The sequence below is a fragment of the Allomuricauda sp. d1 genome (assembly GCF_039592695.1).
Classification (GTDB): domain Bacteria; phylum Bacteroidota; class Bacteroidia; order Flavobacteriales; family Flavobacteriaceae; genus Flagellimonas_A.
The window spans coordinates 1,001,200-1,017,370 of sequence record NZ_JBBUTK010000001.1; the positions used below are offsets into that span (position 1 = coordinate 1,001,200).

The window sequence follows — 16,171 nt, forward strand, 5'->3', positions numbered from 1 at the left end:
CATCCAAGGCTCCTCACGGGGCCTTTTTTAAACTCAAGAAAATGAAAAACCTTTTTTTCTCTTTTTTGATAGTGGCCTTTGCCCTACCGATAAGCGGTGTTTCACAGCAAACGCTTGAATCCATTTCTGGTAAAGAATTGTTTGGCGACATGAAGGCACGACATATCGGCCCTGCTTTAATGAGCGGCCGAATCAACGATATGGAAGTGCACCCGACCAACAGCCGCATCATCTATGCAGGTACTGCTGGTGGCGGAGTATGGAAATCAAATGATGGTGGAGCCACCTTCAATCCTATTTTTGATGAGTATTGCCAATCGATAGGCTCCATTGAACTCGACCCCAATGACCCTGACAAAACGATTTATGTGGGTACTGGCGAGACATGGCCCCGCAATAGTGTTTCCATTGGCGACGGATTGTACAAATCTGTGGATGGTGGTGCCAATTGGCAAAAAATCGGGTTTGAAAACTCTGAACGCATTGCCAATATTATCGTCAACCCAAAGAATTCCCAAGAAATTTACGTTGGCGTGCTGGGCGCACTCTGGGGCGATAATGAAGAGCGCGGCGTATTCAAGTCAAACGATGGCGGACAGACGTGGGAAAAATTGCTCTACATCAACCCAAAAACGGGTTGTGCCGATTTGGCGATGGACCCCAACGACCCAAATACGTTATACGCTTCCATGTGGGAATTTCGACGTACCGCATGGTCATTTGAATCGGGTGGCGAAAACAGTGCGCTGTACAAATCCACTGACGGTGGCAAAACATGGAACAAAATCCATAATGGATTTCCTGAAGGAGATTTGGGAAGGTTGGCGATAGCCGTTGCTACTTCCAATCCGAAGGTGTTGTATACCGTCATCGAGGCTGAAAAAGACGAACGCAAAGGATTGTACCGCAGTGATGATGCGGGTAATTCATGGAAGCAATTGAACAACGACTTTGGCATTACGGTACGGCCTTTTTATTTCTCAAGAATTGTGGTGGACCCAAAAAATGAGGATGTTGTCGTCAAGGGCGGTCTTAGCGGTTCCATTTCTCGAGATGGTGGAAAAACGTTCAAAAACTTGGGCAACATGCACTCAGACATCCACGACTTTGCTTTCAACATCAAAGATTCTGATATCATGTATGTAGGCACCGACGGTGGTGTTTATCGTTCTTGGGATGGTGGCACCACCATGGAAATCGTTGAGAACCTTCCACTTTCACAATTCTACCATATCAGCGTAGACGATGCCGAGCCTTATAATGTGTATGGGGGGTTGCAGGATAACGGCTCTTGGTGGGGACCCTCATCTTCCCCTGGGGGCGTTGAAGCCCGCGACTGGAATTCCGTTGGGTACGGTGACGGTTTCCGAGTGTTGAAACATCCGACAAAAAACATCATTTACTCTGAAATGCAAGGTGCCGACAATGTATGGCGGTATGATGTGGACAGAAAGCTGACCAAAACCATTCAGCCCTTGCCCACTTCTGAAGACCAGAAGCTGCGCTTTAACTGGAATGCGCCCATGGCTGTCAGCCCGCACCAACCTGATCGTTTCTACATGGGCAGCCAGTACCTGCACCGTTCAGAGGACATGGGCGATACTTGGGAAATCATTTCACCGGATTTAACCACCAACGATCCTGCAAAACAAAATCAAGAAGATTCAGGTGGGCTGTCAAAAGACAACTCAGGTGCAGAAAACCACACAACCATTTTCACGATAACGGAATCTCCGTTGGATCAAAACATCATTTGGGTGGGCACCGATGATGGCAATGTTCAGGTAACACAAGATGGTGGCAAAACATGGACGAACACCTCAATGAACATTCAAGGGTTGCCAAAAAATACCTGGTGCTACCATATTGAGGCCAGCAGCCATGACAAGGCAACTGCCTATGCCGTATTCGATGGCCATACGCAGAACGATATGAATCCGTATGCGTATAAGACCACAGATTTTGGGGAAACATGGACAAATATTATCTCTGATGATGTCATTGGCTTCACACGCAGCATTCAAGAAGATTTTGTGAATCCTGATTTGTTGTTCTTGGGCACCGAATTCGGACTTTACATCACCTTGGATGGCGGCAAAAACTGGAAGAAGTTTACCAACAATATGCCAGCAGTGGCAGTACATCATTTAGAAATGCAGAAGAAAACCAATGACTTGGTCATGGGAACCCATGGTCGCGGCGTCATTATCATCGATGATATTTCTCCTTTACGAGAAATCAATGAGGAGGTATTGAACAAAACCTTGCATTTCTTTGACATGCCAGCTACGACTATCAATGAAACCAGTAGTTTTTCAGGCAATTTTGGTGGTGAAACCCAGTTTGTGGGCATCAACAAAACCAACAATGCACAAATCAAGTATTTCTTGAAGAAGCGTCACACGTTCGGGAAAATGCTCATGGAAATTCAGGATTCAGAAGGAAACGTGGTTTCTGAACTTGGGCCCGGAAAATCAAAGGGCATCAATATCGTGAATTGGAACTACCGCAGAAAGCAGCCCAAAGTGGCCAAGGGCAAAACCTTCAGTTTTGGCGGTTTCACCTCACCTCGAGTACCCGCCGGAATGTACAAGGCGGTAATCACTAAAGGAAAAGAAACCTTTGCGCATGAATTTGAACTGGTGTATGATGAAGATTCTCCCCTTAACGAAAAAGATAGGGAGCAAAAAAACACCATTACGATGCGATTGTACGATATGACCCAAGAATTGGCCTATCTAGTGTATGAGGTCGATGAGATTTTGGCGAGTGCAGAAGCCAAAGGCGATAAAAAAACGGTTGCCAAGTTGAATGAACTGAAAAAGACGCTGGTCATCACCACTGGTGATAACTATGTCGGTTCTGCTGAACCACAGTTACGTGAAAAAATGACCAATCTCTACAGCAAGGTGGCTTCAAGTTATGACAAGGCCACCGCATCTGACCTGCAAAACTTGAAGGTCATAACCGCACGTTTTGAAGCGGGCAAAGCCGATTTTGAGAAGATTAAATCGAAATATCTCAAAAAGAATGCGTTGGAGATAAAACCCTTTGAAGAGTTTTTGAGCAGCAAGTAACACCCAAAGCCCCGATAGATTCGGGGCTTTTTTGTTTATAAGCCCGTTGAAAACTAAAGCGCATGCACCATATTTGACGAACATGATATTGGTAATTTTATCAAAACCATCACGATATGGATGATAGGTCCTCACAGCTTCTGGCAATTCGACCAGAAATACAATCCGCAAGATTTGATGAAAACACAGGTGACGAAGAACGGTTTCAGAACGAAACGCTACGCCCCATCATCAAGTTTCAAAACTTTTTGTTGATCGAGGTGTTCAAAAATTACATCAGAAAGCACAAGAACACCTACTACGAGCTTCCTCTTGAAAAACGAATGGAGTACATCGAAAAAGCCATTCAAAAAGACATCAAGTTCAGAAATTCCCTTAAGGGCATGATTATTGGCCAATTCACCATTGAAGAATACCAAAGGTATATTGAAAACTCTTCTGCGTTGAATAAACGCATGATGAATATGGTGATTGTACGCCTTAAAGACCAGATTCAATTGCTTGAAAAAGAGGTACTAGTCTAAAAGCGACTCGCCGTTCAAGTTTGTGGTCAAGATATCGCTCATCAGGTCAAAATATGGGCGGACTGCCTTGAACGATGCATTTACTTCGTTGATGAAATCTTTGGAAAGCACTTCTTTGTCCGTGAAGTTTCGAACAAAGATGAACTGTTTCTTTCTGATAAGGTCAATATTGGGATGTTCTTTATCGAAACCTTTTGGAGCGGTCTTGACACCATCACCGACCAATTCGCCCCAAATCTTTTTAAATGAGGGTTCGTTGATGACACGACGGAATTCTTCCGCATCCATTTCAAACTCTTTCCGAATACGGAACAAGTCCTCTTTATTGGGTTCCCAAAAGCCTACAGCAGCAAAGGTTTCCCCGGGCTTTATCCGCAAATAGTAACCGCCCCGCAGATGAGCGCCCAGTCGTGACAACGAACCGGCAAAATGTGATTTGTAGGGTGTCTTGTCCTTAGAAAACCGCACATCCCGATAAATCCTGAACATTTTGAGCTTTTCAATATCGTCATGGTTCTCCATCAATTCTTTCAAGTGGTTGTAAAATTCCTTTGCCTCACCCTCATGTTTTTTGAATTCATCTTTATGCTCGGTAAACCATTCTCTATTGTTGTTCTTCTCCAATTTCTTGAGAAAGTAAAGTGCAGGCTTTGAAATTGTTGGTGTGCTCACGTATGCTGGCTTAAGTGTTATTTTTTAGCTAAAGTTAGCAATTTGAAAATTACACGATTTTCAGAATGGTTACATTTAAATCAAATTTTTCCGGTTATGGACAAACAAGCGATCATCACTGCACTGAAAAAGCACAAAAATCAACCCTACCTAGACTATCGACTTAAAAGGAATACGGAATCTTTTACCGATTTGTTGTTCAATATGCTGTTTGATGTACGAACACCCATAGATTCTAATTTGGACATACTTGCAGCAAAATTTGACGAATTGGTAGACCTGGCCTGTTGGGAAACCAAAAGGCCCTGCAAAAAACTTTGGGAGGAGTATGTGTCGGACTTACCTACCGTGCTGGAAAAATTAAATCTTGATGCACAGGCCATTCTGAATTGCGATCCCGCGTCATTATCCATAGAAGAAGTGTATATGGCCTACCCAGGTTTTTATGCGATTGCGATATATCGTTTGGCCCATGAACTTTACCAAAAGGGATTCCCGTTGGTGCCGAGACTTATGACTGAATACGCCCACCGACAAACGGGAGTTGATATCAATCCGGGAGCGCAAATCGGTGATTCGTTTTTTATTGACCATGCGACGGGTGTCGTTATCGGCGAGACGGCCGTCATCGAAGACAACGTTAAAATCTACCAAGGGGTTACTTTGGGAGCTTTATACGTTGCCAAAAGCCTTCAAAAACAGAAACGGCATCCTACCATAGAATCAAATGTCACCATTTATGCCAACGCCACTATTTTGGGTGGTGAAACGGTCATTGGTGAAAATACGGTCATCGGAGGCAATGCTTGGGTGACAGACTCCGTACCCGCGAACTCCACAGTGTTCCACACGCCTGAAATCCGAATCAAAACCGAAACCAATGTCTGATTCCATCTTGGATTTAATCGGCAACACGCCCATGGTGTTGAGCAAACGCCTGAATACCAATCCCAATGTGAAACTCTACTTCAAGTTGGAAGGTGACAATCCAGGTGGTAGTGTCAAAGACCGCCCTGCGTATAATATGATCAAAAGTGGATTGGAGCGTGGGGATTTCAATAAAAACAGCAAACTCATTGAAGCCACAAGTGGAAATACAGGGATTGCCCTTGCTATGATTGCAGGGGTTTATGGATTGGATATTGAACTCGTCATGCCCGAAAACGCCACAAAAGAACGTGTGCAGACCATGAAGGTTTATGGTGCCAAAGTGACGTTGGTTTCTGAAGATGTCGGGATAGAGGGTGCCCGTGATTATGCCGAAAACAAGGTCAAGAATGAGGGATATACCATGCTGAACCAATTTGGCAATAACGATAATTGGAAAGCGCACTACAAAACAACAGGACCTGAGATTTGGCGTGACACAAAGGGTGAAGTCACACATTTTGTATCGAGTATGGGCACCACGGGAACCATTACGGGCACCTCCACCTTTTTAAAAGAGCAAAAAAGCGACATTAAAATTATTGGGGCGCAACCCAAAGAGGGCTCACGAATACCAGGCATTCGCAAATGGTCGCCCGATTATGTGCCCAGTATCTTCAATCCGAAAAAGGTGGATGATATCTTGTTTGTGAGTCAATACGAAGCTAGCGAAATGTCTAAAAGACTCGCCAAAGAAGAAGGTATTTTTGCGGGTATGAGCAGTGGTGGGGCCACAGTGATTGCACTGCTTGTCGCATCGCAATTGAAAGAAGGCACCATCGTTTCCATCGTTTGCGACCGTGGCGACCGCTACCTATCCTCTCCCCTATTCGATTGAAGCGTTTTGTCAATGACTTTATGATACTCTTGAAAATTGATGAGGTCATTGTGGTCGCCATCTTTTATTGCTACAAAAGATTTTTTTTGACTGGAAATGGATTCAAATAGCCGCTTTCCAGAGTCAAAGGGCACTACCGAATCTTCGGTCCCATGTATGATGGTTATGGGGCATTTTACTTCGTTGATGAACGAATAGGTCGGAAACCGATATTTCAGCAATGACCCCACAGGAAGAAACGGAAACCGCTCTTTGGCCACTTCTTCCAAACCGTAAAAGGGGGTTTCCAGAATCAATTGATGTGGATTGTTTTTTGCAGCCACATGGGTTGCAAAAGTGCCGCCCAACGACCGACCGTAAACCTTGATATTGCTTTCGTCGTATTGCTTTTTGGCATGTTCATACCACAACTGCGCATCTTGATAGAGTGGCTTTTCACCAAGCTTGCCAGTACTCTTCCCATAGGTACGGTAATCCATGATCAATACATCGTATCCTTTATCCACAAAAAACAAGGCTATTTCTCCCCAACGGGATAAATCCCCAGCATTTCCATGAAAATAAAGGATAAGTCCCTTTGGATTTTTGACATGAAAATGAAGGGCATTCAATCGTGCTCCATCATCCGTTTCCAAAAAAACCTCTTCAAAATTGGCGGAGAATGAATATTGATATTCTTGCGGAAGCTGTGTCGGTAAAAAAATCAATTTTTCCTGTAAAAAATAAATCATGCAGCATAGTGCTATTAAGGTGAGTAAAAGGCCCGAGCCCCATATTTTAAACCTTCGCATCCGTCTTTTTTGTGTGGTGGACCACATCAATGCTAGAGCCTTTCAAGTTGACCCTTCTGTTTCTTGAATTGATGATGTCACCCAACATTTTATGGTACGATTCAAAGGTGTTCAAATCTTTATGGCCACCCCCGATCACGGTATGTAAGGTGGTCAACTTAGGTTTGATGCGTGATAGCTTTACACTGGTCTTATAGGGAATCAAACGGTCGTCGGTACCATGAATGATGTGAATGGGGCAGTTAACATATTTGAGCCATTTGTACGTCGGCATGGGGAATTTGATCAATAGCGACAAGGGCATAAACGGAATGAATTTTTTAGCGACTTTGCTCAGGCTGTAATAAGGGGCATCCAATATCAACATTCTCGGGTTGTTCATCGAAGCCAGTTTTGTGGCAAAGCCCGATCCCAGTGAACGGCCGTATAGAACAATGTATTTTTCGTTGACGTTTTCCTTGATTTTGTTGTACACCAGTTGCATATCACGCTTGATGGCCTTTTGGGTGCGCCTGCCCGTACTTTTGCCAAATCCGCGATAGTCGACCATGATGACATCATAACCGTGTCGGGTAAAATCCACTGCGAACTTGCCCCATCCTTTGATACTTTTTGAATTGCCTTTTAGGTAGAATACCACACCTTTCGGATTTTCAGCTTTAAAATGTAGTCCGTTGATGGTTGCACCATCGTGGGTTTGCATATTGTACTCTTCAATTTCTTGGTTATCATAGTAGAATTGAAATTCCTTCGAAAGCTTTTCAGGTTTAAATAGAAAATAATCTTGCAGCAGGTACAACAGTATGCTCAAGACAATATAAATGCCAATAATAAGCAACAAAATATATAACCAACCAGACAAAACGAAGTGTATTTCTTTACAAAATACAAAAGCACCGTGATTAATAATAAAAAAGGAGTGCATAGCACTCCTTTTTATACATGGTCAATGGCCTGATTATTTGATGTTCTTGTTATTCTGCTTATTGAATGACTTTACATAAAATTCAACTTTCTTACCATCATCTTCTGTGAAAACATAGGCCTTTTTGGGGTTGTTCAAGTTGTCTTTAGCTATAGTCATGTTTTTCATAATGGTGAGGTTTTCGCCATCTTCAACGGCCACCATGAGGTTATCTTTATCTGATACCAATGTAAAATCGGTATCCGCTTCTGTGATGTAACTGAATTCAATGACCTCATCATAAGCCTCATCACTATCGTTATCAATTTCTACTGTTTTTATCACAGTCGTTGGAGGTATGACCCTAGTTTGATCCACTCTATTTTTGTCTTCTTCCTCCGTCATCACAGCCTGTTTTTCAGTCTTGGTTATTTTTACTGAGTTCGTGATTTTTTCTCCGTCCTCATAAAAAGTATACGTCTTCTTCGTGACTTCTTTGGCTGTTTCATTCTTGGTCATGTCTTGCGCAACGGTAGTCACAGTAAATAGCAATGCCAAAGCGGTGATTGTTATTTTAAAATTTTTCATTTTATATCTTATTTAATGTTGTTAATAATTGTGTAGTAAAAGTACTTTTAAAAAAGCAGTTGTATTTGCTCTAACGATTTAATTATCAACTCGTTTGCTTAGAAACGTTCAATTTTTCACTGCTTTCTTTGTTCCAAGCATCTAACATCCAACTACTTTTTTCCAATTCTCTGATATAGGCCCCGATTAAATCTATGGTGCCCTCATCATCGATTTCATCTGCTGATTTGACCACTTTGTTCATTTGTTTTATCAAAGAGCTGTGGTCTTTCAGTATTTCAGATACCATTTGGGTGTCTTTCAATACTTTGGTACTTTCATCGATGTTCGACATGCTCAAATACTCGCTGTAGTTGCTTACAGGATGATAGCGCAGGGTCAAAATACGTTCTGCAATTTCATCAATCTTTATTCTGGCATCAGAATAGAGCTCCTCGAATTTCTCGTGCAGGTCGAAAAAGTTTTTTCCTAAAATATTCCAGTGAAAATTTCGAAGCTTCTGATAGTAGAGATGGTAATCGGCCAATAGGGTGTTCAATTCCATCACCACAGGCAACACTTCTTTTTCATTCATATTCAAATAGTTCATCATTATGTGTTTTTGTCGTTAAAATTTCAGTTAACGTTGGTAGTGATAAAGGTAAATATCGCATTTGGCGGACGCCATAATTGCTGTAGATGATAGCAAAACCAACACTTTCAATATAAAGGTGGGGGCAATTTTGTCAAGCGATTTAACGGGATTTAACGGAAATCAAAAAACCTTAACATAATGAATGTTAAAGCCAACCCTTCTTTTTAAAGAAAATTAACATCCCCAGAAAGATAAGCACGAAGAATCCCCATAGCACAAAATAGCTGTATTTCCATTGCAGTTCAGGCATGTGCTCAAAATTCATCCCGTAAATACCGGCGAAAAAAGTAAGGGGAATAAAGATAGAGGCCATCACGGTCAGTACTTTCATCACTTCGTTCATCTTGTTGCTCATATTGGTCATGTACATTTCCATGAGGCTCATCGACATTTCACGGTAAATCTGTAGGCTCTCGTTGATTTCAATACAATGATCTTGGGCATCCCTTAAAAACAATTTGGTGTCATTTGTAATAAGCGGGTGCTCTGAATCTATGAGTTTATTGACGAGTTCCCTTACGGGTGACACCCATCGGCGAACTTTTAATACTTGTTTTTTGAGCAATTGAATCTCTTTGGCTGTATTCTCTGTGGGGTTTTTATACACCTCTTCTTCCAAAAATTCAATTTGATCACTTAAATATTCCAAAATGATAAAATAGTGGTCAACGATGGCATCGATAAGGGCAAAGAAAAGATAATCACTGCCACGTAATCGTATTCTTCCGTATTTGTTTTGGATGCGTTCACGTACCCCACTGAACACGTCGTCTTCCAGTTCTTGGAACACTAGAACGCAATTTTTCATCAACACCAGCGCAACATGCTCCCAAACCAGTTTTTTTTCATCGTTCAAATACAACATTTTCAACACCCCGAAAATGTAATTGTCATATTCATCAATTTTCGGTCTTTGGTGTGTATTGACCGTGTCTTCCATGACCAAAGGGTTCAGTTCAAAATGTTTTCCGAGCTTTCCTATAAAATCCTCATCGCTTAAACCCACGATATCTATCCATGAAATCAATGGCGGATCCATGTGCTCCACGACTTGTTTCAAAGTACCCGGTTTGTGGTGCTCAAAAGTGGTTTCGTTATACTCCAAAACGTTCACCACGGTTTTCAATCCCTCACGTTTACCGAGATAGGTAATGGTTCCCGGAGCTTGCCCCATTGTCTTTTGGGCCCTGTGAACTTTCTTGGCCTTTGGTCTTAAGTTGTTTTTTTTCATGGTTGCCCAGCTACTGTAAATTGCCATTGAAAATAGCAAATAATTGTCCGCCTGCTTGGGCATTTACCATTTTTTGTAACAATCCAAGGCCAAAGCTGTCAGATAAACGTACCTTTTCAACCAGAACCATCATGAAAGCGTCCTTAACAACAGCTGTTACCAACAAAAGAATAACCATTATCGATGCCCTTCGGGGTTTTGCATTGGCCGGAATCGTCATCTGCCATGTGGTCGAAAACTATATTGGTTCCGTACCACCTGCCAACTTCAATGAAGCCGTTCATCAAGGGGTCGCCGATAATATTGTCGATGGATTTATAGGCATCTTTCTAAGGGGAAAATTCATTGCTCTGTTTTCGTTCTTGTTCGGACTCAGTTTTTTCATTCAAATGGATAATGGAGATAATAGGGGCGGTTATTATGGTTGGCGCTTTCTCTGGCGTTTGTTACTGCTGTTTGCCATTGGTTACGTCCATCACTTGTTTTACCGAGGTGACATCCTTACCGTTTACGCCTTTCTGGGCATCTTTTTGATACCGTTCTACAGGGTCAACAACAAATGGATTTTGGGCATTGCCGCAGTACTGTTTTTCGGATTGGCAAGATTTATTGTCTTTTACGTTACAAATGGGGAAGGTGTTTTCGGTCCCGTTGAGATGGATCCAAGTTCCCCAAAAGTGTTGACCTATTACGATACCTTGAAAAACGGAACCCTAGCCGAAGTTTTTGCGACCAACGCAACACAGGGCCATGTGGATAAGGCCGAATTTCAATATGGCATCTTTGGAAGGGGATACTTTACGTTCGCTTTCTTTCTCATTGGCCTTTATGTGGGCAGGTCTGGTTTCTTTAAGCGATTCAAGGAAGAAAAGAAACTCACCAAAAAGGTGCTTATTTATGCTTCTGTAGCATTGGTGGTTTTCTTTGGAATCATGGCTACTGCCTTCGCAAGCATGGGTGAGAATTTCAACTTCAACAGCTGGAATGCCATGATAGGGCTTACTGCAATGGATTTGGCCAACTTTGCCATGACCCTTATCTATATTGCGCTTTTTACAATGCTTTTCAGAAAAGCGAAATGGGAACAGCGATTGGATAAGTTCGCTCCTTATGGCCGTATGGCCCTGACCAACTATGTTTTTCAAAGCGTCCTGTTCACCTTTATGTTGTTTGGATGGGGTCTTGGACTGATTGGTGAACTACGCCAATTGTACACCTTTTTGATTGCCATTGCCTTCATCGCATTACAAATGTGGTTCAGCAAAATCTGGCTAGACCATTTCAAATATGGCCCGTTGGAATGGCTCTGGCGCAGCGCTACTTTCTTTAAATGGTTCCCAATGAAAAAATCAAAGCCTACTGATGTAGCTGCCGTATAAATCCTTGAACTGATACCCTGAAGTGATACGGTGTTTGCTCAACTTTTTATGGGCTGCCAACCCCCAAAGCAATAATTCCTTTAAAAAGTAGGTGTCTTTCTCTGAAATTTCGGGTTGATGCTCGGCAATCAGTCTATTCAAAGGGGCAATGGAATCCAATTTCTTTTGATAGTCTTTATCGGGAATGTCATCCAACAGTTCAAAGCCTTCTTCACTGAAAAACCAATTTACTAATTCATCGTAAGAAGTTTCCGCATCTTTGCGCTCCAGTTTCGGAATGTCTGGAAAGTATTTCGGAAACAGCGATTTTACCGAATCTTCAATTAAAATCTCAGCCACGGAGCCTGCTCCCTCTTGCTCGCCTTCATAAACGAGTTCTATTTTTCCCGTGATTGAGGGCACTACGCCCATGAAGTCGGTCAAACGTACTGTAGTGTCGCCATCACCTGTCAACAAGGCGCGTCGCTCCGCGGAGCTCAACAGGTTTTCCAACGCAGTGATGCTCATTCGGGCACTTACTCCACTTTTGGCATCCACATATTCGCTGTTTCGAGCTTCAAAACTGATTTGTTCCAACAGGTCTTTTGCCAGTTCAGGCACATAAATGGATTCTTTTTGACCCTCAACCAAAGCTGCTTCTTGAGCCGTAATCTGTTTTGCAGTTTCTATATCTTCAGGATAGTGGGTCAAAATCTGTGAGCCAATTCGATCCTTTAGCGGCGTGACAATGCTACCGCGGTTCGTGTAATCTTCTGGATTTGCCGTGAAGATAAACTGGATGTCCAATGGCAATCGTAATTTAAATCCACGAATCTGTATGTCACCCTCTTGTAGTATGTTAAATAGTGATACTTGAATTCTTGCTTGAAGGTCAGGCAATTCATTGATAACGAAAATGGAACGGTTCGCACGTGGAATCATTCCGAAATGGATTACCCTGTCATCGGCATAGCTCAATTTCAAATTGGCCGCTTTGATGGGATCCACGTCTCCAATTAAATCCGCAACGGTCACATCGGGTGTGGCAAGTTTTTCGGAAAATCGTTCGTCACGGGGCAACCACGTAATAGGAGTTTCACCGCCCTTTTCAGCAATCAAATTTACCGCATATCGTGAAATGGGATGAAACGGGTCATCATTGATTTCAGAACCTTCCACTACGGGAATGTACTCATCCAACAAGTTGACCATCAACCGGGCCAATCGGGTCTTGGCTTGGCCACGTAGTCCTAAAAGGTTGATATTATGGCGTGAAAGAATGGCCCGTTCCAATTCGGGAATTACGGAATTTTCATAGCCCCAAACGCCTTCGAACACCTGTTCTTTCTTCTTCAATTTGCAAATGAGGTTGTCACGAAGCTCGTCTTTGATGCTTTTCGATTCGTAGCCTGCCTTTTTGAGGTCGCCCAGTGTTTTGATGTTTTTAATGTCCAATTCAATATGTTTTTACACCCCTAAATTTGTGTCTTCCTCTCGCTCCTAAACTCGCTCGTCGGAGACAAGAAGGGGGCAATAGATTCATTATATTTTGAATTCTAAAATCGTACTTTGTACTTCTAACTTCGTACTTTATTTAATTCTTTTTCTTCTGTTGTTTTCGTAATCTTCAAATATCATTTCACCCAGTCCTTTTAAGCCCGTATAAAACGCCTTCCCCTTGTTAGCTTGGGTAAATTCCCGTACAAACTGCATCAGATAGGGGTCTTGGGCAATCATAAAGGTCGTGATAGGAATGTGCAATTTCCTCGCCTGCTGCGCCATGGCGTAACATTTCTCAACAATGTAATCATCCAATCCCACGCTGTTCTTGTAATAATCGCCGTTGGACAAACGTAAACAGCTTGGCTTTCCATCCGTAATCATAAAAATCTGTTTGTTGGTGTTACGCTTGCGGCGTAACATATCCATTGCGAGCTGCAATCCGGCCACCGTGTTGGTGTGATACGGCCCAACCTTCAAATACGGTAACTCCTTGATGGGTATGGGCCAAGCATCATTGCCGAACACCAAAATGTCCAGGGTGTCCTTCGGGTATCGTGTCGTAATCAGTTCCGCCAAGGCCATCGCCACTTTTTTCGCAGGCGTGATGCGGTCTTCACCGTAGAGAATCATGCTATGACTGATATCAATCATCAGCACCGTGCTCATTTGGGCTTTGTATTCCGTATCCTCAACGACCAAATCACCCTCATTCAACATAAAGTTGCCGATGCCGTGATTGACCTGTGCATTTTTAAGGCTTTCCGTCATTGAAATTCGATCCAAAGCATCTCCAAATCGGTATTCTCGAAACTCACCGGAATGCTCATCACCTTGCCCCAATTTTCCGGTTTTATGGTTGCCTGAACCGCTGCGTTTTAACTTTCCAAAGATTTGGTCCAGCGCACGTTTACGGAGCAGCTGCTCCAATTTGGCCGTGATGCTAATCTTACCCTTTTTTCCCTCGCCATCTTCACCATCCTCTTCTGCTTCCCCCATTTCGTTCAACGCTTCTTGATAACTGTCGGGGTCAAACTCTTCGCGTATGTAGCCTTTGTTCTTTAAATCCTCGATAAAATCGTCAATGGTATAGTCATCATCCGTAAGTTCGTACTCCTTATCCAATTCGCGCAACCAATCGATGGCCTCATCAAAATCCCCTGAAGTGTGGGTAATGAGTTCTTGAAAAATCTCAAAAAGCTTCTCGAAAGGAGTTTGGTCAGGCGCTTCATAGGTAGTGAAACGAAATCCTTTTCTTTTTTCCATAGCCATCTGTTAAAGTTACGGCATTCTCTGAAGCGAAAAAATCTTTTAAGAAAAGTTAACGCATCTAAAGTTGGAAGTGCGAAATACGAAGTTAGAAGTGGGAAGTACAACAGATGCAGATGCTAGATGCTCGGTGCACAATGCTGACTTTTGAAGTTTGAGGTTTAGGTTTTACTACAGAATACTTTTTTCCTCGTAACTTTTACCTTGTACTTCTAACCTTGTACCTAGCACTTAAAATTTATATTTCTGATTTCGTATTTCCTATTTTTAGTGGATGAAGTCAATTTTGGAAGGATTTCTTTCCACTCCTCCCCTTTGGAAAAACCAACAGTTCGGACTGCAACAGTTTGTGTTTCCTGACATGGATTTGGCATCCGTGGATTCATTCGAGTTACCGACCAATCTTCGGCTGGGGCATCAGATGGAGTACGTGTTCAAACATCTCATCTCAGAGTCGCAAGAATATGATGTGGTGTTGAGCAACCTATTGATTGAAGAGGGGAAAGCCCGTGTTGGGGAACTGGATTTTATTCTGAAGGATTTGAAAACGAAAAAATACCTTCACGTAGAGCTGGCCTATAAGTTCTATATCATTAATCCTGAGATTTCAGAACCTATCTATCGTTTGATGGGCCCCAATAAAAGGGATATGTTCCATACCAAACTGGACAAGCTCAAAGAAAAACAGTTGCCCCTGCTCCATCATCACAGTCTCATACCATATTGGGAAGCCCATGACATCAATCCCGTGGAAATTGAGCAACAATGCTGTTTTAAGGCGCAGCTTTTCGAGCCTTTTTATGGGCAGACTTCCATTCGCCCCCTGAATAGCGACTGTATTTCAGGGAAATGGATTCGCTTTGATGATTTTAACTCCAAAGATTTTAAAGAAGCCCGATACTACATCCCCAGAAAACTGGAATGGGTGCTCACTCCCCACTCCAACGTAATTTGGATGAACCACTTTGAAACCCTAATGGAAGTCAACCTGAGAATGGTCAAAGAGAACGCTCCGATGCTTTGGATGAAACGACCATCGGGAGAAATAGAAAAGCTTTTTGTAGTGTGGTGGTAATAAAAGGAAAATAAATCCAACCACCCTTCCGTCTTATTAGCCATAGGCGAATAAGCCACCTTCCCCTGGTTAGGGGAGGCAGCTTTTTAGTATCTATTCTTACGTAGAGAAGAATCAATCACTTTACATAAAAAAAGCCTCCTCCCGATAGCTGTCGGGATGGAAGGCCTTCACTAGCAACCTACAAATCGACCTAACGCTTGAAAATATAGCGTGTAATGAAAATGCCATTGGCATCCCCTTTTCCACCGGCACTTTCGACCGCACTCGTCACAAAGGCCAATTCCCATCCTTCAGCAATCATGGTATTGATTTTAGAAGTAATCAGGGCGTCATTGGCCGCGATGTTCTGAAAGCGGATACCCCCCAGATTAAAGAAGTTCAACAATTTGGTTTCCTCGAAATTCTTGACCCGAATATCACTGCGGCTGGACTTATTGCGGGTATTGTCTTCATCCGTCTGTACACTGGTGTATTCTTGGTAATCCTTGTCTTCTTGGACGTTGATGATTCGTGAACGGCCCAATCCGCTGGGCACAATGGATTCTACGCTCGTGATTATTTTATACTCCTGCGCGTTTGCGCCAAAAAGGGTTACCAAACCCAACATTACGGTACATACTATTCGTTTCATGTAATTTGTTTTTATGTTCAGTTCAAAGACAACTGTGGATTTATAGGGTTGCATAGCTTAGGTAGGTGGATGAAGTTTTGAGAATACTTTAACACAAGTTATTAATTGTCCCCTGGAGGGGACAGCGCAATTTAGCGTTGCGAAATAAG

15 protein-coding genes are annotated in these 16,171 nt (G+C 42.7%); 6 read left to right on the forward strand and 9 right to left on the reverse strand.

Translation table 11 applies throughout. The features are described from left to right. Positions 1 to 41: 41 nt before the first annotated feature. On the forward strand, positions 42 to 3,077 hold the full coding sequence (locus AAAH86_RS04665; protein ID WP_343486338.1) for a hypothetical protein: 3,036 nt from the start codon (positions 42 to 44) through the stop codon (positions 3,075 to 3,077). Between the two features lie 116 nt (positions 3,078 to 3,193). Beyond that, entirely contained in the window at positions 3,194 to 3,601 is a 408-nt protein-coding gene (locus AAAH86_RS04670; protein ID WP_343486339.1) for a glyoxalase, read from the forward strand. Here the strand turns inward: AAAH86_RS04670 and AAAH86_RS04675 are convergent. Further along, positions 3,593 to 4,273 (reverse strand): DUF2461 domain-containing protein, encoded by a 681-nt coding sequence (locus AAAH86_RS04675; RefSeq protein WP_343486340.1) that lies wholly within the window; start codon positions 4,271 to 4,273, stop codon positions 3,593 to 3,595. The genes AAAH86_RS04670 and AAAH86_RS04675 overlap by 9 nt on opposite strands. Before the next feature lie 96 nt (positions 4,274 to 4,369). On the opposite strand from AAAH86_RS04675, the gene epsC reads away from it, so the two are divergent. Beyond that, positions 4,370 to 5,161: a serine O-acetyltransferase EpsC gene (gene epsC / locus AAAH86_RS04680; protein WP_343486341.1), complete on the forward strand. Its 792-nt coding sequence runs from the start codon at positions 4,370 to 4,372 to the stop codon at positions 5,159 to 5,161. Then, on the forward strand, positions 5,154 to 6,038 hold the full coding sequence (cysM, locus tag AAAH86_RS04685; protein ID WP_343486342.1) for a cysteine synthase CysM: 885 nt from the start codon (positions 5,154 to 5,156) through the stop codon (positions 6,036 to 6,038). The genes epsC and cysM overlap by 8 nt, the downstream gene beginning before the upstream one ends. Here cysM and AAAH86_RS04690 read toward each other — a convergent pair. The 5 genes from AAAH86_RS04690 to corA form a co-directional block, all read right to left on the reverse strand. Then, positions 6,011 to 6,829: an alpha/beta hydrolase gene (locus tag AAAH86_RS04690; RefSeq protein ID WP_343486343.1), complete on the reverse strand. Its 819-nt coding sequence runs from the start codon at positions 6,827 to 6,829 to the stop codon at positions 6,011 to 6,013. The two genes, cysM and AAAH86_RS04690, sit on opposite strands and share 28 nt — an antisense overlap. Beyond that, positions 6,816 to 7,691 carry an alpha/beta fold hydrolase gene (locus AAAH86_RS04695; RefSeq protein ID WP_343486344.1) on the reverse strand — a complete coding sequence of 292 codons (876 nt, stop codon included), beginning with the start codon at positions 7,689 to 7,691 and terminating at the stop codon, positions 6,816 to 6,818. Before AAAH86_RS04695 ends, AAAH86_RS04690 begins: the two co-directional genes overlap by 14 nt. A 96-nt stretch (positions 7,692 to 7,787) precedes the next feature. Further along, complete coding sequence (locus tag AAAH86_RS04700) at positions 7,788 to 8,321, reverse strand: hypothetical protein (protein ID WP_343486345.1); 534 nt, start codon at positions 8,319 to 8,321, stop codon at positions 7,788 to 7,790. Positions 8,322 to 8,406: 85 nt separating this feature from the next. Beyond that, positions 8,407 to 8,910: a DNA starvation/stationary phase protection protein gene (locus AAAH86_RS04705; RefSeq protein WP_343486832.1), complete on the reverse strand. Its 504-nt coding sequence runs from the start codon at positions 8,908 to 8,910 to the stop codon at positions 8,407 to 8,409. A gap of 190 nt (positions 8,911 to 9,100) precedes the next feature. Further along, a complete protein-coding gene (gene corA / locus AAAH86_RS04710) occupies positions 9,101 to 10,249 on the reverse strand; it encodes a magnesium/cobalt transporter CorA (RefSeq protein ID WP_343486346.1) in 1,149 nt (382 codons plus the stop codon). Positions 10,250 to 10,317: 68 nt separating this feature from the next. On the opposite strand from corA, the gene AAAH86_RS04715 reads away from it, so the two are divergent. Beyond that, complete coding sequence (locus AAAH86_RS04715; protein WP_343486347.1) at positions 10,318 to 11,565, forward strand: DUF418 domain-containing protein; 1,248 nt, start codon at positions 10,318 to 10,320, stop codon at positions 11,563 to 11,565. Here the strand turns inward: AAAH86_RS04715 and AAAH86_RS04720 are convergent. After that, positions 11,536 to 12,999, reverse strand: a complete 1,464-nt coding sequence (locus tag AAAH86_RS04720; protein ID WP_343486348.1) for a sigma 54-interacting transcriptional regulator — start codon at positions 12,997 to 12,999, stop codon at positions 11,536 to 11,538. The genes AAAH86_RS04715 and AAAH86_RS04720 overlap by 30 nt on opposite strands. A 135-nt stretch (positions 13,000 to 13,134) precedes the next feature. Beyond that, positions 13,135 to 14,316, reverse strand: coding sequence for a VWA domain-containing protein (locus AAAH86_RS04725; RefSeq protein WP_343486349.1), 1,182 nt, complete (start codon positions 14,314 to 14,316; stop codon positions 13,135 to 13,137). Between the two features lie 271 nt (positions 14,317 to 14,587). On the opposite strand from AAAH86_RS04725, the gene AAAH86_RS04730 reads away from it, so the two are divergent. Then, positions 14,588 to 15,388: a DUF1853 family protein gene (locus tag AAAH86_RS04730; RefSeq protein WP_343486350.1), complete on the forward strand. Its 801-nt coding sequence runs from the start codon at positions 14,588 to 14,590 to the stop codon at positions 15,386 to 15,388. A gap of 193 nt (positions 15,389 to 15,581) precedes the next feature. Here AAAH86_RS04730 and AAAH86_RS04735 read toward each other — a convergent pair whose 3' ends face one another. Beyond that, positions 15,582 to 16,022 carry a hypothetical protein gene (locus tag AAAH86_RS04735; protein ID WP_343486351.1) on the reverse strand — a complete coding sequence of 147 codons (441 nt, stop codon included), beginning with the start codon at positions 16,020 to 16,022 and terminating at the stop codon, positions 15,582 to 15,584. Between the last annotated feature and the right edge of the window lie 149 nt (positions 16,023 to 16,171).